Annotated in this window: 20 protein-coding genes and 3 tRNA genes; 10 read left to right on the top strand and 13 right to left on the bottom strand. The window is 68.7% G+C overall.

Annotated features, from left to right (window positions below):
- Nucleotides 1-3: 3 nt before the first annotated feature.
- A complete protein-coding gene (locus AB0M24_RS25580; RefSeq protein WP_363772649.1) occupies nucleotides 4-2019 on the top strand; it encodes an NACHT domain-containing protein in 2016 nt (671 codons plus the stop codon).
- Here the strand turns inward: AB0M24_RS25580 and AB0M24_RS25575 are convergent.
- From AB0M24_RS25575 to AB0M24_RS25565, 3 genes are read right to left on the bottom strand one after another with little or no spacing between them, the layout of a single operon-like run.
- Complete coding sequence (locus AB0M24_RS25575; protein WP_363772646.1) at nucleotides 1955-4192, bottom strand: FtsX-like permease family protein; 2238 nt, start codon at nucleotides 4190-4192, stop codon at nucleotides 1955-1957. The genes AB0M24_RS25580 and AB0M24_RS25575 overlap by 65 nt on opposite strands.
- Nucleotides 4189-4863: an ABC transporter ATP-binding protein gene (locus AB0M24_RS25570; RefSeq protein ID WP_363772643.1), complete on the bottom strand. Its 675-nt coding sequence runs from the start codon at nucleotides 4861-4863 to the stop codon at nucleotides 4189-4191. Before AB0M24_RS25570 ends, AB0M24_RS25575 begins: the two co-directional genes overlap by 4 nt.
- Nucleotides 4860-5384: a PadR family transcriptional regulator gene (locus tag AB0M24_RS25565; protein WP_363772640.1), complete on the bottom strand. Its 525-nt coding sequence runs from the start codon at nucleotides 5382-5384 to the stop codon at nucleotides 4860-4862. The genes AB0M24_RS25570 and AB0M24_RS25565 overlap by 4 nt, the downstream gene beginning before the upstream one ends.
- Before the next feature lie 86 nt (nucleotides 5385-5470).
- Between AB0M24_RS25565 and AB0M24_RS25560 the strand changes: the two genes are divergently transcribed.
- A complete protein-coding gene (locus tag AB0M24_RS25560; RefSeq protein WP_363772637.1) occupies nucleotides 5471-5959 on the top strand; it encodes a CGNR zinc finger domain-containing protein in 489 nt (162 codons plus the stop codon).
- On the opposite strand, the gene AB0M24_RS25555 is transcribed toward AB0M24_RS25560, so the two are convergent.
- Complete coding sequence (locus AB0M24_RS25555) at nucleotides 5932-7128, bottom strand: DUF445 domain-containing protein (protein ID WP_363772831.1); 1197 nt, start codon at nucleotides 7126-7128, stop codon at nucleotides 5932-5934. The genes AB0M24_RS25560 and AB0M24_RS25555 overlap by 28 nt on opposite strands.
- A gap of 80 nt (nucleotides 7129-7208) precedes the next feature.
- Between AB0M24_RS25555 and AB0M24_RS25550 the strand changes: the two genes are divergently transcribed.
- The 4 genes from AB0M24_RS25550 (at nucleotide 7209) to AB0M24_RS25535 (ending at nucleotide 11406) form a co-directional block, all read left to right on the top strand.
- Complete coding sequence (locus AB0M24_RS25550) at nucleotides 7209-8372, top strand: pyridoxal phosphate-dependent aminotransferase (protein ID WP_363772634.1); 1164 nt, start codon at nucleotides 7209-7211, stop codon at nucleotides 8370-8372.
- Nucleotides 8373-8468: 96 nt separating this feature from the next.
- Nucleotides 8469-8999, top strand: a complete 531-nt coding sequence (locus tag AB0M24_RS25545; protein WP_363772631.1) for a sigma-70 family RNA polymerase sigma factor — start codon at nucleotides 8469-8471, stop codon at nucleotides 8997-8999.
- Nucleotides 8996-9367, top strand: coding sequence for a hypothetical protein (locus tag AB0M24_RS25540; protein WP_363772628.1), 372 nt, complete (start codon nucleotides 8996-8998; stop codon nucleotides 9365-9367). Before AB0M24_RS25545 ends, AB0M24_RS25540 begins: the two co-directional genes overlap by 4 nt.
- The gene (locus AB0M24_RS25535; protein WP_363772625.1) at nucleotides 9364-11406 is read left to right on the top strand and encodes a CHAT domain-containing protein; all 2043 of its coding nucleotides are present in this window, start codon (nucleotides 9364-9366) and stop codon (nucleotides 11404-11406) included. The genes AB0M24_RS25540 and AB0M24_RS25535 overlap by 4 nt, the downstream gene beginning before the upstream one ends.
- Here AB0M24_RS25535 and AB0M24_RS25530 read toward each other — a convergent pair.
- Nucleotides 11337-12203 (bottom strand): S8/S53 family peptidase, encoded by an 867-nt coding sequence (locus tag AB0M24_RS25530; RefSeq protein ID WP_363772622.1) that lies wholly within the window; start codon nucleotides 12201-12203, stop codon nucleotides 11337-11339. The genes AB0M24_RS25535 and AB0M24_RS25530 overlap by 70 nt on opposite strands.
- 224 nt (nucleotides 12204-12427) lie before the next feature.
- On the opposite strand from AB0M24_RS25530, the gene AB0M24_RS25525 reads away from it, so the two are divergent.
- Nucleotides 12428-13198: a hypothetical protein gene (locus AB0M24_RS25525; RefSeq protein WP_363772619.1), complete on the top strand. Its 771-nt coding sequence runs from the start codon at nucleotides 12428-12430 to the stop codon at nucleotides 13196-13198.
- A gap of 298 nt (nucleotides 13199-13496) precedes the next feature.
- Here the strand turns inward: AB0M24_RS25525 and AB0M24_RS25520 are convergent, their stop codons facing one another.
- A complete protein-coding gene (locus AB0M24_RS25520; RefSeq protein ID WP_363772616.1) occupies nucleotides 13497-14933 on the bottom strand; it encodes a PLP-dependent aminotransferase family protein in 1437 nt (478 codons plus the stop codon).
- Between the two features lie 61 nt (nucleotides 14934-14994).
- Between AB0M24_RS25520 and AB0M24_RS25515 the strand changes: the two genes are divergently transcribed.
- On the top strand, nucleotides 14995-15633 hold the full coding sequence (locus AB0M24_RS25515; protein ID WP_363772613.1) for a hypothetical protein: 639 nt from the start codon (nucleotides 14995-14997) through the stop codon (nucleotides 15631-15633).
- Here the strand turns inward: AB0M24_RS25515 and AB0M24_RS25510 are convergent.
- The gene (locus AB0M24_RS25510) at nucleotides 15599-16126 is read right to left on the bottom strand and encodes a Clp protease N-terminal domain-containing protein (protein WP_363772610.1); all 528 of its coding nucleotides are present in this window, start codon (nucleotides 16124-16126) and stop codon (nucleotides 15599-15601) included. The genes AB0M24_RS25515 and AB0M24_RS25510 overlap by 35 nt on opposite strands.
- The gene (locus tag AB0M24_RS25505) at nucleotides 16123-16332 is read right to left on the bottom strand and encodes a helix-turn-helix domain-containing protein (RefSeq protein WP_363772607.1); all 210 of its coding nucleotides are present in this window, start codon (nucleotides 16330-16332) and stop codon (nucleotides 16123-16125) included. The genes AB0M24_RS25510 and AB0M24_RS25505 overlap by 4 nt, the downstream gene beginning before the upstream one ends.
- Before the next feature lie 61 nt (nucleotides 16333-16393).
- On the opposite strand from AB0M24_RS25505, the gene AB0M24_RS25500 reads away from it, so the two are divergent.
- Nucleotides 16394-17098: a protein phosphatase 2C domain-containing protein gene (locus AB0M24_RS25500; RefSeq protein WP_363772604.1), complete on the top strand. Its 705-nt coding sequence runs from the start codon at nucleotides 16394-16396 to the stop codon at nucleotides 17096-17098.
- A 46-nt stretch (nucleotides 17099-17144) separates the two neighbouring features.
- Here AB0M24_RS25500 and AB0M24_RS25495 read toward each other — a convergent pair.
- The 5 genes from AB0M24_RS25495 to AB0M24_RS25475 form a co-directional block, all read right to left on the bottom strand.
- A tRNA-Phe gene (locus AB0M24_RS25495) sits at nucleotides 17145-17218 on the bottom strand.
- Nucleotides 17219-17233: 15 nt separating this feature from the next.
- Nucleotides 17234-17307, bottom strand: a tRNA-Asp gene (locus AB0M24_RS25490).
- 37 nt (nucleotides 17308-17344) lie between these two features.
- A tRNA-Glu gene (locus AB0M24_RS25485) sits at nucleotides 17345-17417 on the bottom strand.
- A 130-nt stretch (nucleotides 17418-17547) separates the two neighbouring features.
- On the bottom strand, nucleotides 17548-18186 hold the full coding sequence (locus AB0M24_RS25480; protein WP_363772601.1) for a ScbR family autoregulator-binding transcription factor: 639 nt from the start codon (nucleotides 18184-18186) through the stop codon (nucleotides 17548-17550).
- 126 nt (nucleotides 18187-18312) lie between these two features.
- On the bottom strand, nucleotides 18313-18558 hold the full coding sequence (locus AB0M24_RS25475; RefSeq protein WP_363772598.1) for a hypothetical protein: 246 nt from the start codon (nucleotides 18556-18558) through the stop codon (nucleotides 18313-18315).
- 154 nt (nucleotides 18559-18712) lie between these two features.
- Between AB0M24_RS25475 and AB0M24_RS25470 the strand changes: the two genes are divergently transcribed.
- Complete coding sequence (locus tag AB0M24_RS25470) at nucleotides 18713-18997, top strand: hypothetical protein (protein ID WP_363772594.1); 285 nt, start codon at nucleotides 18713-18715, stop codon at nucleotides 18995-18997.
- Nucleotides 18998-19020: the final 23 nt, after the last annotated feature.

Genomic DNA, 19020 nt, shown 5'->3' with positions numbered 1-19020 from the left:
CGCATGTCCAGATTCCGTCAGCAGGCATTGCTGACCGGCTGCGTGCTGACCGCGTTGCTCACCGCGGCCGGTCTGTTCGTGACCGACCACGGCATCAACCCGCACGTGTGGCTGATCGTCCTCGCGGTGGCGTTCCTGGGCTTCCTGGCTTTACTCGACCCGTGGACCCGCCGCAGGCACAACGCCGAGCTGAGCAGCGACGAGCACCTCGACGCGGCGTGCCGGGCGCTGGCGATCGGCCTGCAGTCGCAGTGGAACGAGGAGGTGCGCTCGCGCGGGCTCACCGACCCCGACGTGCTCGACCTGCACTGGCTCGCCCCTGAGCTGGACGTCAGCGACGAGCCGGACGCGCCGCCGGGACGCAGCGACGCCGTCGTGGGCGCGTTCGAGCGGCAGATCAACCGCAGGATGGTGCTCCTCGGCGAGGCCGGCACCGGCAAGACGACCGTCGCGATGCTGCTGACCTGCGGGTTGCTGGACCGCTACGACGGCGGCATGGTTCCGGTGCTGCTGCCGTTGTCGACGTGGAACCCGGCGGTCGAGGACATCCGCACGTGGCTCACGCGCAGGCTGTACGAGGACCACCCGGCGTTGCGCAACACCGAGCTGTACGGCAGCTACGCGGGTGACCTGCTGGTGGAGCAGCACAAGGTCCTGCCCGTGCTGGACGGCCTCGACGACATCCCCGGCCACCAACGCGCGGACGCCCTCACCCGGATCGCCAAGGCGTTCGGGAACAGGCCGTTGGTGCTGACCTGCCGCACGGCCGAGTACGAGCAGGCCGTGCACCTCGCGGGCCCGCTGCCCGGCGCGGACGTCGTCGAGATGGCGCCGCTCGACCTGGAGGAGGTCTGCGCCTACCTGCGGGCGAGCGCGGACAGCGTGGGCGCGGCGCGGTGGGAGCCGGTGTTCATCCAGCTGCGCGAGGAACCGGACGGCCGCCTCGCCGACGCGTTGTCCACGCCGTTGACGATGTGGCTGGCCAGCATGGTCTACGCGGACACCGAGGCCGAGCCGACCGAACTGCTCGACCGCGGCCGTTTCCCGGATGCACGCGCCATCTCCGACCACCTCTGCGACGAGCTGGTCTCGCGGGCGTTCGGCAACCGGGCGTTCGCGCACCACGCCAAGACCACGCAGGTCTGGCCGCGGGACAGGGCGCGCAGGTGGCTGGAGTTCCTCGCGCACGAGATGCGGGACAGGGACATCCGCGAGCTGGCGTGGTGGGAGCTGCGCCGCTCGGTCGGCAGCACGTGGCTCGCGGTGCTCGGCGCGCTGGTGCTGGGCGCGATCGGCGGGTTCGGCGTCGCGTGGCTGATGGCGTACTCGATCACGCCGTCGCTCGCTCCGATCACCGGTCTGGTCGCGGGCATCGGTGTCGGTGCGGCCGCACTCACCGCGTCGCAGGAGCGCAAAGCCAAGCCACGACTGGGGATCTGGCGCAGTCTGCTGCTCGTGCCCGGTGTGCTCGGCCTGGCCGCGGGACTCGTTTTCGGTGCGCTGTACGGACTTTCCGCCGGACTCGTCGTCGGTCTCGGACTCGCCGTGGCGGTCGCGCTGCGGTTCGCGCTGTCGAGCGCCTCGGAACTCTCACAAGCTTCCAGTCCTCAGTGGACGATGGCGCGCGACCGGATCGCGGTGTGGACCGGATCTCTCGTGCTGGCAGTGGTCTTCGGAAGTGCCGCGGCACTGGTGTTCGGGCCCGGCCAGACTGGCATGGTCGGGCTGGGTCTCGCGTCCGGGCTGATGCTCGGGTTCGCGCTCGCCGTGCTGCACCTGCGCTGGTGGTGGTTCACGGTGGCGCGGATCTGGTTGGCACTGCGCGGAAAGCTGCCGTGGGAGCTGATGGTGTTCCTGGAGGACTCGCGCAAGCTCGGCGTGCTCTGCCGGGCGGGGGCCTGCTACCAGTTCCGGCACGGACTGGTGCAGGACCGCCTGGCAGAGCACGAGGTGACTACTCGGTCCGCAACCCAAGTGCTCCGGTCGCCCTTCTCAGCGAAGGCAACGTCAGAGCAGTGACCAGCACGACCAGGCCCACCGAGATGCCGGTGACGATCCCGATGCCCGCCCAGTCGTAGGCGACCTCGCTGCCGAACACCCGCGTGACGAGCACGCCGAGCAGGATGCCGGTGCCCACCGACACGATGGTCGAGATCACCAGCGGAATCGCGTTCTGCCACAGCAACGACCGGGCGAGCGTGCCGCGCGGGACACCGCTGGCCGCCATCACCGCGAGCGGCCGGCGGCGTTCCCGCACCTGTTCCAGCGCGACGACCAGCAAGGACGCGCCGGCGAGCAGCAACGTGATCAGCGCGGCCGCGTACAACGCCCGGCGCACCGCGAAGAAGATCTGCTCGATCTCATCGGTGTCGTCCTGGCCGACGTAGTAGGTGAACAGCCGCCACGAGTACGGCGCGAGGACGTTGCGCACGTGCTCCGCGACGTCCGGAACAGCCGGGTCCAGCTGCGCCTGCAACTCGCCGCTGCCCTGGGGAACCGTGAAGCCCGTGGCCGCGGCGGGCGTGAGGTAGAGGCCGGGGCGAGCGCCGGTCGCCTGCTCCACCGCGGGAACCGTCCACGCGGTTCTGCCTTCCCCGACCTTGATCGAGTCGCCGGCAGCGGGTGTGCCCCGGCCGGAGGCTTCCCGCACGACGTACGCCTTGCCGTCCGCGCAGTTCGTGATGCGCGCCATCGACTGAAGCACGGCGCACGGCCCGATGCCGATGTCGAGGTACTCGTTGGAGGGCAACATCCCGAACGTGCGCTTCAGCTCGTTCACGCCGATCACGCCCTTGGCCCCGGACAGCGCGCCCTGCAGGTCGGGCAGGATGCCTGGTTCGCCCACGGTGATGGAGAGGTAGTTGTAGTTCACCTCCCGCCTCTCCTCGGCCGTCACCTCGTTCTCGACGCCCGCGAGGATCACCTGCAACGTCACCACTCCGGCGACCACGACCGCCACGCCACCGACGACCCGTGCCGCCGTGCCCGCGTCGAGCTGCAACCGGCGAACCGCGAGCTGCAGCGCGGGCGTGGCGCCCTGCATCCGGTAGACGACGCGTTCGACCAGCCACGGCAACAGCACCGGGATGGCGAACATCAACAGCACCACGCCCCCGACGACCGGCCACTGGGCGGGCTTCGACGTCTCGTCGAGCCTGCCGAACTGGCTCGCCAGCAGCCCCACGCCGGCCACCGCGGGCACGACCCGCCACCACAGCCTGCGCTTCACCGGTTTCTGCTCGCGCACCACGCCGAGTGGTTCGATGATCGTCCGACGCATGGCGAACACCGACGTCAGCACGGCCAGCACCGGCACGCTGACGACCACGACGAGCGTCAGCGGCAGCGTGGGCGTCAGATCGCTCGGGAACACGGCGAGCTCGGCGATCGGGATGTCGTCGGCGAGCGGCCGGAGCGCGAACAACAACCCGAACCCGATGACGAGCCCCACCAGCGCACCGGCCAGCGCCTCACCGGACGCGATCAGCCGCACCCGCGTCGCACCGGCCCCGACCAGCCGCAACGCCGCCAGCCTGCGGTCGCGCTGAGCGGCGGCGAGCCTGGTCGCGACGCCGACGAACACCAGCACGGGGAACAGCAGCACCACCGCGCCGACGATGCTGAGCATCAACAGGATCGTCGGCAGCCCTCCGCCTGCGCGCGCACTGCCGAAGGCGTAGACCTGGTTGCCCTTGTTCGGCTCGATCTTCGCGTCGCCCGCGAGGAACCGCAGGTCCGCGGGCCCGGTCAGGCCTTCCTGGCCGAACGTGCCGATGATCTTCTGCGGGAACCTCGGCCGCAGCAGCTCGCCTTCCGGACTCGCCAGCAACGCGGCGAGCTTCGGCGACACGACGACCTCACCGTCCGCCGGCAGCCGTTCCACGCCAGGCGGCACGGGTGCGTTGGGCGCGAGGACGCGGACGTACGAGCCGGAGACGTACTCGGAGCGGAACGCCACCGACGAGGTCTCCAGCAGCAACGGCGCGGTGCCGGCGCCCTTGGTGACGACGTCCCGGCCGTCCGCGCGCTGGTCGCGGTTGCCGAACGCGGTCGGGATCGACGCGGCGAGCAGCAGCAACGCCACGCACATGCCGATGCCGACGCCTTGGAGCAGGAGCCTCACCCAGGACTTCCGGCTGCCCCCGACGGCCAGCCGGACCCCCAGGGCGAGGTCGCTGATGGTGCGGTTCACCGGGCGAACTCCACGTCACGTGAACGGCCATCGCGCACCACGACCTCGCGGTCCGAGTAGGCGGCGACGCGAGCTTCGTGCGTGACCAGCACGACGGCCGCACCGGTCTCCCGAGCCGCGGTCGTGAGGAGGTGCATGACTCGTTCGCCGTTGAGCGAGTCGAGCGCGCCGGTCGGTTCGTCGGCGAAGATCACCTTCGGCCCGGTGACGAGCGCGCGGGCGACGGCGACGCGCTGACCCTGGCCACCCGAGGTCTCGCCGGGACGCTGGTCGGCGACGCCGTCGACCTCCAGCCTGGCCATCCAGTCCTTCGCGGCGCGTTCGGCGTCCTTGCGCTTCATGCCGCTCAGCCGCAACGGCAGCGCGACGTTCTCCAGGCAGGTCAGCTCCGGCACGAGCTGGCCGAACTGGAAGACGAACCCGAACTCGGTGCGCCGCAGCTCGCTGCGGGCGCTGTCGTTCATCGCCGTCAGGTCCTGGTCGCGGTAGAGGACGGTGCCGCTGTCCGGCGGCAGGATTCCGGCGAGGCAGTGCAGCAGGGTGGACTTGCCGGAGCCCGACGGCCCCATCACCGCCACGACCTCGCCCTCGCGGATCGTGATGGCCGCGCCGTCGAGCGCGTGGGTCTTGCCGAACGACTTGATCAGGCCTTCGGCCCTGAGCAGGCTCATCGCGTGACCTCCGCTGCCAGCTGGTCGATGCGTGCGGCCGTCAGTTCGAGCCACCGCAGGTCGGCTTCGAGGTGGAACAGGGCGAAGTCGCAGATGAGCTGGTCGGCGAGGTCGCCATCGGTCTTGCGCCTGGTCAGCTCGCGCATCGTGGTGAGGTGCGCCGAACGTTGGGTGTCGAGCACCTCCTCTGCGCTGCGGCCCGACAGCAGGGCCAGCACCACCTTCGCGTAGAGCGTGTTCTGCAGGTACGGCTCCGGCTTCTCCGGAGTGCTGAGCCAGCGCTCTACATCAGTGACCCCGGCGTCCGTGATCGCGTACCGCTTGCGCTCCGGACCGTCACCCGCCTCGACGCCGGCCTCGGTCACGAAGCCGTTCTTCAGCAGCCGCGACAGGGTCGAGTACACCTGCCCGTAATGCAACGGCCGGTCCTGTCCAAAGCGCTCGTCATAGGCGCGCTTGAGGTCGTAACCATGCCTTGGACCGCCTTCTAGCAGGCCCAACAGTGCGTGTCCGATCGACATGGGAAGCACTATACACACGATGTATACACCGGGTGCATTCTCCAGATGCCCTGACGGGCAACCGCCGTGGCGCCTACAGTGGTGGGGTGACTGGTCTGACTGTCGGCTGGGATCACGACGTCGAGCTGCTGCTCGACTTCCTGAACACTCGACACGTACTGGACAGTGAAGCCTCCTGGCGCGCTTGGGTGACCGAACGCGGCCTCGGGCGGAGCGGGGAAATCGCACAGGCGCGCGCCGCGCGGGCGGCATTGCGGTCGTCGATCGAGGGCTCGTCAGGCCCTCAGACCGCGGCGGGTGTGGTCCACATCGAGCTGACCGACGGCGTGCCCGTCCTGTCCAGCTCCGATGCCCTGGGCGCGGTGCTCGCGGCGTCCGCTCGGCTCGCGGTGCTGGGTTCCTGGGAGCGCTTCAAGATCTGTCCCGCCGACGACTGCATGAGTGCGTTCTTCGACCGTTCGCGCAACCGCTCGCGCACCTGGTGCTCGATGCAGGTGTGCGGCAACAGGGAGAAGGCCCGCACTTTCCGAAAACGAACCCGAGCTACTCAGAACAACACGTTGGCCACGGTGTAGATCACCAGGCCGGCGAGCGCGCCGACCACGGTGCCGTTGATCCGGATGAACTGCAGGTCCCTGCCGACCTGCAGTTCGATCTTGCGCGAGGTCTCCTCGGCGTCCCAGCGCTCGACCGTGTCCGTGATCAGCGTGGTGATCTCCGCGCGGTAGTTGCTCACGACGTACCCGGCGGCCTGCTCCAGCCAGCCGTCGACCTTGGCGCGCAGATCTTCGTCGGTCGTGAGGTTGGTGCCGAGGGTGACCAGGCCCTGGGTGACGCGCTTCCTCAGTTCGCTGGACGGGTCCTCGGCGGCGTCGATGAGCATCTTCTTCGCCGTGCCCCACGCACTGCTGATCAGCTTCTGGACGTCCGGGTGGTCGATCACCTGCTGCTTGACCTGCTCGGCCTTCTGCATGGTGGCCGGGTCGGTCTGCATGTCGTCCGAGAACTCGATCATGAACTGGTCGATCGCGAGCCGCATCGGGTGGTTGACGTCGGTCTTGACCGCCCACGCGAAGTTGACCAGCTCGGTGTACACCTTGTCGCCGAGCATGGCGTCGACGAACTTGGGCGACCACGTGGGCGCGCGGTCCGTGACGATCAGGCTGACCTTGTCGTAGTTGTCCCGCACCCACTCGTACGCGCGGTCGCACATGAGGTCGACGAGCTTGTGGTGCGCGCCATCTGTGAGCACCTGGTTGAGGAGCTTGCCGAGCGGTGGGCCCCAGGGTCTCGCCGTGACCCGCTTGACGATCGCGTGCTCCAGGACGGCCTGGACCTCTTCGTCCTTGAGGACCGTGATGGCGCCCTTGATGACGTTCGCCAGCTCGTTGGTGAGGCGCTCGGCGTTGTCGGGCTGCTTGATCCACGCACCGGCGCGTTCCGCGATGCCCGCTCTGCGGAGCTTGTCCTGGACCACTTCCGGGCTGAGGAAGTTGACGCCCACGAAGTCGCCCAGCGTCTTGCCGAACATGTTCTTGCGTTCCGGGATGATCGCGGTGTGCGGGATCGGCAGTCCGAGGGGTCTCCTGAACAGTGCCGTGACCGCGAACCAGTCGGCGAGCGCGCCGACCATGCCCGCTTCGGCTGCCGCCCTGACGTAACCGACCCACGCGCCCTCGAACGCGTGGGTGCCGAAGAAGATGACCGTCGCGCCTATCAGGAAGCTCGTCGCGACGAGCTTCATCTTGCGCAGGTCGGTGCGCTTCTGCTGGTCAGCGGCGGTCAGTTGCTCCACACCGTCATTGTCCGTGAAGATCCTGCGTTGTGCGGGTACCAGCGCTAGTCCCTCGTTTGCAGCCGTTCACGTCGACCATCTTCGCGGAGATGACGGCGCTGGCCGTGCAGCACAACGCCGTCAACCTCGGCCAGGGTTTCCCCGACACCGACGGTCCCTCGTCGATGCTCGCGGCGGCCCAGTCGGCGATCGCTTCCGGCGTGAACCAGTACCCGCCGGGTCCTGGCATGCCGGTGTTGCGCGCGGCCGTCGCCGCCCACCGGTCGCGGTACGGGCTGTCGTACGACCCGGACACCGAGATTCTCGTGACGGTCGGGGCCACCGAGGCGATCGCGGCTTCGTTGCTGGCGCTGGTCGAGGCCGGCGACGAAGTGATCCTGATCGAGCCGTACTACGACTCCTACGCGGCTTCCGTGGCGATGGCCGGGGCTACTCGGGTGACCGTTGGTCTGCGCGAGGACTCTTCTGGCCGCTTGGCACTCGACGTGGACGCGTTGCGGGCGGCCGTCACGCCGCGGACTCGGGCGATCCTGGTCAACTCGCCGCACAACCCGACCGGGACCGTGTTCCGCTTGGAGGAGCTCCAAGCGATCGCGGCGCTCTGCGTCGAGCACGATCTGCTGGCGATCACCGACGAGGTCTACGAGCACCTGGTGTTCGACGGCCTGACCCACATTCCGCTGGCTTCGCTGCCCGGGATGGCCTCGCGCACGTTGTCGATCTCCGGTGCCGGCAAGACGTTCAACTGCACGGGCTGGAAGATCGGCTGGGTGTGCGGGCCTCGCGAGCTGGTCGGTGCGGTTCGTGCGGCCAAGCAGTTCATGACGTTCGTGGGCGGGGCGCCTTTCCAGCCCGCCGTCGCGCACGCGCTGACCGCCGAGCTGGACTGGGTCACTGGGCTGCGTGACTCGTTGGCCTCGAAGCGCGCGCGTCTGGCCGAGGGGCTGCGTGCGGCCGGTTTCGAGGTGCGTTCTTCTGAGGGCACCTACTTCATCTGCGCCGACGTCCGGCCGCTCGGGTACACCGACGGGTTGCAGCTGTGCCGCGACCTGCCCGCCAGGATCGGCGTCGCGGCCGTGCCGGTGCAGGTGTTCACGGACCATCCCTCGGACTGGCAGCACCTGATCCGGTTCGCGTTCTGCAAGCAGGACGCGGTGATCGACGAGGCCGTGGAGCGACTCCACAAGCTGTAGTTGTCCACAGGTGTGGATGAGTTCCTCCACACCTGTGGACAACCCACTTTCGGGTGAGACGTGGAGCCTTGACGCACGAGTTCGACTCCAAATGGCATGGACTCGAACACCGAAGTCGTCTCAGCGGCCCGCGCAGGCCTGGCGGGCTGGGAAGCGTTGGTCGAACGCTACTCCCGGCTCGTCTGGTCGGTGCCCAGATCGTTCCGCTTGAGCCACTCCGACGCCTCTGACGTCTACCAGTGCACCTGGCTCTGCCTGGCTGAACACCTCACCCGCATCCGCCAACCCGAGTCGTTGGGCACCTGGCTGGTCCGTACCGCCACACACCAGTCGATCGCCGTCCTGCGCACCCGCGGCCGCGAGGTCTCCCTGGACCTCTGGGAGCCGGAGTCGACGCTTCCTCCGCCCGACGAGGTGGCCGTGACCAACGACCGGCACCGCCGCCTGTGGACAGCCCTGGCGTTGCTGAACGAGCGGTGCCAACGCCTGCTGCGGATAGCTGCCCACAGCCCGGAGCTGAGTTATGCACAGGTCGCCGACGCCCTGGGGATGAACGTGGGGAGCGTTGGCTCGACGCGCAGCCGCTGCCTGGCTGAGCTGCGCCGGAAGCTGGAGGCCCACCGATGAGCGACCCGCTGCTGGCCGAGATCGCCGCGCTGTTCAGCTCGGACGTGCCACCGCCTGCCCTGGCACCGCGCCCGACCGGCTTCGCGTTGATGGAGCCCGTCGACGAGCCGGTGCGCGGACCGTCCCGCCAGCTCATGTTCCACGTCGGGGTAGGCCGGATGTACCTGCAACTCGATCCTGGCGCGTCCAGCGTTCGGCTGACCGGCGTGCTGGACGACAAGGGCGTGTCCGTCGAGGTCCGCTCACCTTCGTCGGTGCAGGCTCTTCGCCCGGACGCCGAGGGCTGGTTCCGGGCCGACGTCCAGCCCGGACCGGTGTGCGTGACCGTTCCGTCGCTGGGCCTGACGACGGGGTGGTTCGTCGCATGAGCGCCAGCGCGCATCCGCAGGCCACCATCGACAGCACTCAGGTGCGCGGCACTCGAAGTCAGCGGGCAGATGCGCTACACGATCTGAGCATCGCCCACGTCGAGCTCGGCCACCTCGACATCGCCGCTCGGTTTGCCGGGCGCGGGTTGCGGCTCACCGGCGAGGCGCGGTTCCACCTGACGTTGGCGTGGGTCGACCTGGACCGAGGGCGACGCAAGCAGAGCCTGCAGCACCTCGACCTGGCCACGCCGCACCTTCGCGGGCGGGAGCTGGCTCGGGCGCGGTGCTTGCGCGGACTGCACCTCTGCAACTCGGCCGAACCGCGGCTGGCGATCGCCGAACTCACCGCGGTCATCAAGGACTTGCGGCGGCATGGAGACGAACGCTGGCTCGCCAACGCGTTGGTCGGCCGTGGCATCGCTCGGTGCAATGCCACTCAGCTGGCCAAGGCGGAGATCGACTTCACCGCCGCGCAGACCCTGCTGCAGGCCATCGGCGAGCCTGGCCGGGCGGCGATGTGCCTGCACAACAGGGGATTCGTCGCGATGCTCGCGGGCAACCTGCCGCTGGCGCTGCGGCGGTACGAGGAGGCCGCGAAGGCCGGACTTGACTCGACGAGCCGGCCGGAAGCGCTCGTCGACAGGGCCGAGGCGTTGCTCGCGGCCGGACTCACCGCTGAGGCCCGGCGGGTGTTGACACCCGCGCTGGAGTTGTTGCGCCGGTGCAAGAGACACGTTCCCGAGCTCGCGGTGCTGAGCGCGCGTTGTGCGTTGCGTGACGGCGATCCCGCGCCTGCCGTGAAGCTGGCGGGATCGGACGTCGAGTTCATGCTCGCCGCGGGGGAGCTTGATGCTGTTGCGGCACATCGGTTTCGCGGGCCGGTGCAGACGCGGACGCTCGGGTGGCTGGCGCAGGCGCGCCGGTCGGATCGGCGTGGGGCGTTGGCCGCGTGCCGCGCGGGAGTCAGATTGCTCGACGAGCACCTCGGCGACTGGCCGCGCCGGGAGCTCACCGGACACGCGCTGGGCCTCGCACGGACAGCACGCGAGGTGTTGCACTGGTCGGAGCAGCATCGGGCTCCCAGCACGATGTCATTGCCTCCCAACGAACCCGAGCTCGTGCGAGCACTCACGCGGCTACGGCGGGCGAGGGCGTTCGGGCTGCCGATGGAGGCGCTGGAACGAGATGTCCGCCGGTTGGCGCTCGCCGTCGGACCGAGGTCGTCGGCAGATCAGGCGACACCACCCGATCTGCCGTTGGTCAGCTTCATCGTGCGCGAAGGCGAGATGACCGCGGTGACGCTGATGGGCGGGCGAGCACGTCTGCGCGTGGTGGCTGATCCGGCGGAGCTCGTTCGCACGGCCAAGCTCGCGCTGAGAGCAGGCCGACCGGTCGCGAACGACCTGCTGCCGGAGGTGGACGAGGTCGTCGTTGTTCCGGACGGTGCGCTGCACGACATGCCGTGGGCCGCACTCCGGCCAAAGGTGCATGTGCTGCCACGACTGAGGAGTTGGCGCGAACCTCGCCACACGTCGACGCGGGTGTGGATCAGCGGCCCGGGGCTGACCCACGGCGAAGTCGCTGCGCTGCAACGTGAGCACGGCGGCTCGATCTTTAGGTCCACTGTGGAGGAGACTCTCCGCGGGTTGGAAGGCGCTGGTGTCGCGCACATCGCGGCTCACGGGCACGCGAACGCGGACAACCCGTTGTTCTCGTTCCTGGAGCTCGCAGATGGTCCGCTCTACGGCTACGACATCGCCCGCCTCGAGAACCCGCCCGAGGTCGTGGTGCTGTCGGCGTGCGAGTCGGGGTTGGCGCGCGCGTTTCTCGATGCGGGGACCAGAGCCGTGATCGCGAGCGTGTTGCCGGTGCCGGATGCGCGGGTCGGCGAGGCCATGGCGGAGGTGCATCGACGGATCGACCATCCCGTCGAGGCCGCTAGGGCTGTGGCGCACCTCGGTTTCAGTTGCTACGGCACCGGGACGAGGGTGGCGGCGTGCAGGGCTGCGGCGAAGGACGTGCCGGTGCACAGGGCTTGAGTCGAGCCGACGGTGGACGGGACGTCGACGCCGTCGACTACGACGTTGACCCACGGGCCGTGGCCCGAGAACGAGGCAGAGGCTCCTACTGCGGTCACCGACGGGAGGGCGGCCGGCCACCAGGGGCGGGTGGAGGCGCCGTTGCCGGCGGAGGCCACGACGTTGGTGCCGCAGGAGGCCAGGACGGGTGGGCATTCGTCGTTGAACGAATAGGTGCCGGACGCGACCAGGACGACGGGGAGGGAGCGGGTGGCTCGCAGGGCTGCGGCGAGTGTCAGGTCGTCGCCGAAGCCTGAGGCCGAGAGCACCGGGAACGGGCGGACCGAGGCGCCGTGGTGGCGGAGCACGCCGGCGACCAGAGCGCCGTGCGGGTCCTCCAGCGAGGTGTCGAGCAGCGCGACTGTGCCCTCGCCCAGCAGCTCCGGAAGGCGGCCGCCGACCACCGGACGGGAGGTGCCGATCATGATCGGGCAGGCCAGGTGGACGTGGTTCGGAGTGGCGCCCACCTCGCGAGCGATCTCGACCACGCGATCCCGCTCGACGGCCTTCAGGTGCATGCGGATGGCGCCCGCGAAGATCTCCTCGTGGGAGTAGACACCTCGCAAGCGTTTGCGCACAGTGGGTGCGTCCGCCGGCAGGACGATCAGTTCGCCCGAACGGACCAAGCACTCATTTGGACCCAGCGCGTCGTGCGCCAGGACCGGGCCAAGGGCACGGGAGGCGTGATCGACCAGCTCAGAGAGGCTGTTGACCTGCTTTTGCGCGTCCACATCGGACACCATCCCCCGGCGCGACACGGTCCACAGGGGAGCGAGGCGCAATGTCACTCGATCCGATGACGACACTGACGGTGTTCATGCCTGATCAGGGCAACACGGACAGCCGCACGAGAACGCCCTTCCGAGTGTTTTGTTCGGAGTTGGTTCGCAAAATCACTCACCAGTGCTAGACATAGCTCAACGTCGACCTCCGACAGCGCTGTGTGTTGGCGGTGACCTAACGGTGGACGGGCGGTGATCCTGTGGCTGGTGGTGGAGTTCGTGCACTGCTGCTGCGGACCGCTGCGCTCGGCGGGCTGACCGCCGCCGCCTGGTTGCTGGGCGGGACCGACGCGTCCGCCAGCCCAGAGCAACCGCCGGCCGTCGAGATCACGGCGGAGGCCCCCGCGCTGCTGGAAGACCCGGCCGGGTGGGCCCAGGCGCTCACGAACAGCGTGCTCGACCGCCACCAGACCCCCAGGGTCGTGCCGCCGGTCGCCAAGCCGCACGACGAAGCGCCCGCGGACGAGGACGACGGGCCCGTTCTCGACTTCACCGGTGGCTCCCAGGGCAACACGCGGTCCGGCACCGTGAGCAACGAGGCGCCGCCCGAGGTCGTCAAGGCCAAGGCCCAGGTGCGCGCGGCCAAGATCGCCGCGAAGCTCGCCGCCGAGGCCCCCGCGCCTCCTCCTCCGCCCGCGCCGAAGATCGTTCCGGTCAAAAAGGTCGTGCCGCAGCTGCCCGATCTGCCCGTGCCGTCCCAGACCAGGACCGAGCCCGTCCAGTCGAGCGACCTCAACTGGACCGCACCCGGTCAGCAGGCACCGCTGCCCACGCCGCAGCAGGCGCCCGTGGTCGCGACGGCCTCCGCGTCGTCCGGCCACACCGACAACTCCGGCGGCACGCGCGGCGTGCTCGCCGTTCTGACGTCGCACAACTCGCTGTTCCCGCCCACCACGTGGTCGGTCGAGCACCGCAGCGACGGACGTTCACCCGGCAGCCTCGAAGGCTTGCCGAGCACGTCACCCGACTGAGTCAGACGGGACATCTCTGCCCTCTGCGCGATTTGTGACCGTCTCGTTCCGTCGCGCCAGTAACTCCGGATCACATTTCCCGTTGTACGCAAGGAACCCAGTCTTCCTGACCTGCCAACCGCGCCCTGGCAGGTCGGGTCTGGTCCGAGTGCCGCGCTGCCCCCGCAGTTCTCGGACCGCACGGGAAAACCTGCGGACGGGGGACGTCAATCCCTGGGACGTTCCCCGCCGCAGGTCAACCCGGTGGCAAGTTCGTCGGCCCGGTCTCCACCGCTGCGGGAGACCGGGCCGACGTGTCTCAAGCGACCGGGCCCAAAACCTCGGCATCCGCCGGAAACCCTGTTCCTGCAACAGATGCAGCCACCACGCCCAAACGGCCGATGGCTTCGCGCAGCACTTCGGGCGACTGCGTGTACGGCACTCGGAGCATGTTCTCGCAGCCGCCGTGCACCGCGAACCGGGGGCCGGGCACGAGTCGCAGGCCGTGGTTCTGCGCCACGACAGCGATTCGCGTGCTCACCGGACCGTCGAGCGCGCACCACACGCCGAGCCCACCGGCCGGTGCCACAAAACTCCACTGTGGACAGTGCTCGCGCAGAGCAGCCACCGTCACGTCCCGCTGCTCCCGAGCCTCCTCACGTCGTTGCCGCAGAACGGTTTCCGGCGTTTCCAGCAGTGAGGCCAGCACGAGCTGCTCGAACACCGGCGTGCCCAGGTCGATCGCCGCCCGCGTCGACAGCAACCGGTGCACGATGTCCGGCGACGCCCTGATCCACCCGATCCGCAGTCCACCCCAATGCGACTTGCTCGCGGATCCCAGCGTCACCACCGAATCCCCGCAGAACGCCGCCATCGGCAACGGCATCTCAGCCGAGCCCAACGACAGCTCGGCCAAAGTCTCGTCGACGACCATCGGCGTACGAGCCTTGCGCAGCACGCTGGAAAGCGCTTCCCGCTGCCCGGCCGACATCAACAACCCGGTCGGGTTCTGGAACTCCGGGATCAGATAGGCCAAACGGGGGCCCGCCTGACGCAGAGCGGCCTCGTACCCGTCCACGTCCCACCCGTCGGCCAGCATCGGCACGGGCACCGGAACTCCGTACGAAGCACGCACCGCTTCCAACGCGTTGGGGTAGCTGGGTTGCTCCACCAGGACGCGGTCGCCGGGACCCACGAACAGCCGCAGCACCAACGCCCACGCGTGTTGAGCTCCCGACGTCACCACGATCTGGTCGGCGGAGGTCGGCAGTCCACGTGCGACATACCGGTCGGCGATCCGTTGCCGCAGCAGCAAAAGCCCCCGTTCGTCGTACCCGTGCGTCGCCAGGTGCTCCGGCATTTGGAGCATCGCCACGTCCATCGCCGCCCGCAACGACGGCAACGCGGGAGGCGCGGCGCGGGACAGGTCGATCAACGTGTCGTCGAAGCCGGTGATCCCTCCACCCGCACCGACCGGTCCGTTGATCCACGACCCCGACCCGCGCCGCGACTCCACCACCCCCTCGGCGCGCAGCTGGTCCAAAGCCGCGGTGATCGTCGTCCGGCTCACCGGCAACGCGTCGGTGAGCTCGCGCTCGGACGGCAACCGGGTGCCGACGGGCAACCGGCCGTCCGTGACCAGCAACCGGACGGCTGCGGCGAGGTCAGCCGACCCCTGCCGCGCGCCACCTCGTCGCCACGACCCGAGCAACCGCGCGAGCCGCACGCCCGATATACGTCCACCTGGTGGGAGCATGAGGCCAATTATCGCGAATTGGCTATGGATTACCAGGCCAATCGACGCTCAAGATGGCCACATGGCCACCATGACCGCACTCCACCAGGTCTCCGTCCGAGTCGCACCCGTCCGTCGCCTCACCCAACTCGCCGCAGGCCTGTGGCTCTACGGCGCGAGCATGGCGATGCAGATCCGCGCGACCCTCGGCCTCGACCCGTGGGACGTGCTGCACGAGGGCCTCACCAAGCGCACCGGCCTCAGCTTCGGCCTGATCACCGCGATCACCGGTGTCGTCGTGCTGCTGGCGTGGATTCCGCTGAGACAGAAACCAGGCGTCGGCACCATCGCCAACGTCGTGCTCATCGCCGTCAGCGTCGACGTGTCGCTCGCGATCATCCCGGCGCCGCAGGAACTCCTGCCCAGGATCGTGCTGCTGACCCTGGGCATCGTGCTCAACGCCGTCGCGTTCGCCGCGTACGTCGGGTCACGCCTCGGGCCGGGCCCGCGCGACGGCATGGTCACCGGATTCTGCCGTCGCACAGGCGTTTCGCTGCGCCTGACGAGAACCGTCGTCGAGCTGCTGGTGCTCGCCACCGGCTGGCTGCTCGGCGGCACCGTCGGCATCGGCACGATCCTCTACGCACTCGGCATCGGCCCGCTGTCGCAGCTCTTCCTGCCGGCGCTCACGTGGCGCGAGCGCTCGCAGCCCGCTTCCTGATCTCCGCGTAGGTCACCCCGCGCTCGGCCAGCACCTCCGCCACGATTCCCTTGCCCTGCAACAAAGCCAGCAGGATGTGCTCAGCACCCAGGTAGTTGTGGCGGAGGTCGCGGGCCTCGCGCAACGCGTTCTCCAGCGCCTTCTTGAACGCGGACTCCAACGGCATCCCGAACCACCGCCGGCGCGGGCCGGGCCGCAGCACCCCGGATCCCAGCGACTGCTCCACCGAGTCGATCACCGCGTCGACGTCGATCCCCAAGCCCCGCAACGCTTCCGCGTCCGCCTTGGTCAGCCCGCCCTTGCGCCGGTAGTCGCGGAACGCCGTCTCCAGCTCGTCCTGCGGCAGGTCGAACCCCTCCAGCACCGGCGCGTCGAGCAACGCCAGCAACAGGAACTCCACCCCGACCTCGCCGGCGTGCACCTTCTCCGCATCCCGCACCGCGGCCCTCACGGCCTCACGGGCCTCCTTGGTGAACCTCTCCGCGATCATCATCGACCCCCGTGCTTCTTGTGCACCGCTTGACGGGAGACCCCGAGCTCCGCCGCGATGTCCTGCCACGACCAGCCCTGGGCCCGCGCGCTGCGGACCTGGGCGGCCTCCAGATGTTCCAAAAGTCGCCGCAGTGCGCTGACGGCCCGCAACCCCACCTTCGGGTCGCAGTCCCCAGCCGCTGTGGCGAGATCCGTCGCTTCAGTCATGATGTCAACGTACGTTGACAACCCAAGGCTGTCAACCAGAGTTGACACGTACGGTGAGAGCGTGAAGATCGAGACCGCTGAGCAGGGGGCTCCGGGCCGAGTCACCGAAGATCGCATCCGGGTCACGCCCAACGCCGTGATCGTTCTCGACGGCGTCACCAGCAGAACCAGGCCACCGGACCGCAACGGCGGCTGGTACGCCACGAAACTCGCCGACGAGCTGGCGAAACTGATCAACGGAACGGATCCGCTCCAGGACGTCCTCGCCCGGGCAATCACCAACCTCGTCGCCGAGCACGCCCTCATCCCCGGCGACTCCCCGTCCGCGACGGCAGCGATCGTCAGGTGGACCGAGACGCAGATCGACGCCCTGGTCCTGTGCGACACCCCGGTAGTCGCGTTCGGACAGACGACCCACGTGCTCGAGGACACCAGGCTCGAAGATCTTCGACCGGATCCGGACATCCTGCGGTGGAAGAACAAGCCGGACGGCTACTGGGTCGCCGAGGCCGATCCCGTTGCGGGACACCAGGCTCTGACCGCGACCTGGCCGCGCGAAGAGATCAAGAAAGTGATCGTCGCCACAGACGGCGTCTCATGTGGAGTGACCGAGTACGGACTCTTCAGATGGGAGGACCTCGCGGAAATCCCGTTGGGCGAAGCACTCGACCGAATCCGGGAAGCAGAGCGCGGTGATTCGGAGCACAAGCGTTGGCCCCGCTACAAAACCCACGACGACCAAGCCATCGCAAGGTTGACCACATAACGAAAGAAGCCCCGCAGCGAACTGCGGGGCTTCTTTCGAAGAAGGATGGCCAGGGGCGGGGTCGAACCGCCGACCTACCGCTTTTCAGGCGGTCGCTCGTACCAACTGAGCTACCTGGCCATGAGAAAGGTAAAGCGACCCAGACGGGACTCGAACCCGCGACCTTCGCCGTGACAGGGCGACGCGCTAACCAACTGCGCCACTGGGCCTTGCTCTTGCTGTCTTACCGTACCTTACTTTACTGCGTGCCCCCAACGGGATTCGAACCCGCGCGACCGCCTTGAAAGGGCGGGATCCTAGGCCGCTAGATGATGGGGACTAGCTGGTCTCTGGAAGCATCGTAAGCATATGGCATAGGTCCGCGCACCTCCAAAACGGGGGTCCCACTTATGCGCTGACCTGCTCAAACCACCCCCGGGCCGAGATCGCCCAGATCAACAAATGCCTGCTCACGGCACATCGGCCCCGTCAACGGCGTTTTGTGATCCAGACAACTTCCACGACGAAGACGCGACGCACGGCAGCACATGGGCGAGAACTTCGCGGATCCGAGCAGGGAAGTCGGCACACGCCGTCGTCGCCGAGGAGATCAACCGAGCACCGAGAGCAGCCCCGCACAACGTCCGCGCCACGGCCTCGGGATCGACGCCCTCGCGCAGATCTCCGCGCTCGGCGGCCTCCGCCACGTAGCCGGCGATCAGCTTCTCCCACCCGACATGAGTGGAAGGCACGCCGGGATAACCGATCTCGCGGTCGGCGTTGAGCCGGACGCCCGCACGCAGCACGACGTCCGCCGCCATCCGGTCGGCGGACTCGGCGAACATCCCGTGCAGAGCGCTCAACGGGTCGACACCCCGCGCCTGCCACGTCTCCCGCATCCGCGCCCACAGGTCGCTCTGCCGTTCGATCAACGCGACGGCGACCGCTTCCTTGGAAGCGAAGTGGAAGTAGAAGGCGCCCTTGGTCAGCCCGGCGCGCGCGAGCACGGCGGTCAGCGACGTGCGCTCGTAACCGAGCCGGTCGAACTCCTCGGCCGCGGCCTGGAGTATCGACTCGCGTGTCGCATACGCCCGATCCTGCTGGGGCATGGGTAAAGGTTAGCCGTTGCCGCTAAAGAGACCGGTGGGTATGTTTCGAGATGCGGCCCTGTCCCGCAGACGCGCTCCGGGGGGTGCGCGTCTGGAGTCAGGGCCGCCTTCGCGTGCGCACGGCTTTCACCGCTGCACTGGAGGCGTTGCGCCGTCCTCTCCCGGTGACAGACCCAGCATGTCGAGCAGCATCCGGCAGTCCTCGGCGCCGAGCGCACTCCGCGCCACCGCGAGCCTCGCCCGGTGAACCTGATCGTCGGAGATCCGCGAGGGCTCTCCGCTGCGCTGGGCCGGCACGTTCGGCCCGCCCTGTCGCGACATGCTGTCGTCCTGTGTGAACAGGAACTTCCGCACTTCCAGTGACCCGCTCATAGCACCCTCCCCGACTTGAGGTGTGTCGGGAGGCTAAGCGACCTGGGACAACGGCCGCAGCCCCCCGCAGAGTGATTCCACCGCCACCCAGCGTTACTTTCCGTACAGGTGTGGTGCCTGTCTCGTGGGGATCTCGCCAAGGGAAGATGGACGGATGACTGATCCCACGCCGGAGCCTTCCCCCGAACCAGAGGGCCAAAACACACCTCAGATACCGCCCGCACCGGCCGGACCCGAGGCTCCCGAGGTCGATCCGCAGGAGATCCTCAAGGCCATCAGCGCCGCCAACCTCGCCGCCATCGACGCCGACATCGAGTCCGCGTTCGGCGCCAAGATGGCCGAGCTCGACAAGATGCTCGAAGGCCTCGACGACCTGGTGAACAAGATCGAGTCGGACATCCAGAACCTGGACCAGCCGAAACCTGACGGTCCTCAGTAGACCTCGTACCCCAGGGGGGTATG

This window comes from Lentzea sp. NPDC051838 (assembly GCF_040681245.1).
In the GTDB taxonomy this organism is placed as follows: Bacteria; Actinomycetota; Actinomycetes; order Mycobacteriales; family Pseudonocardiaceae; genus Lentzea.
Note: the sequence above shows the minus strand (reverse complement) of the source record. Positions and strands in the feature narration are given on the sequence as shown.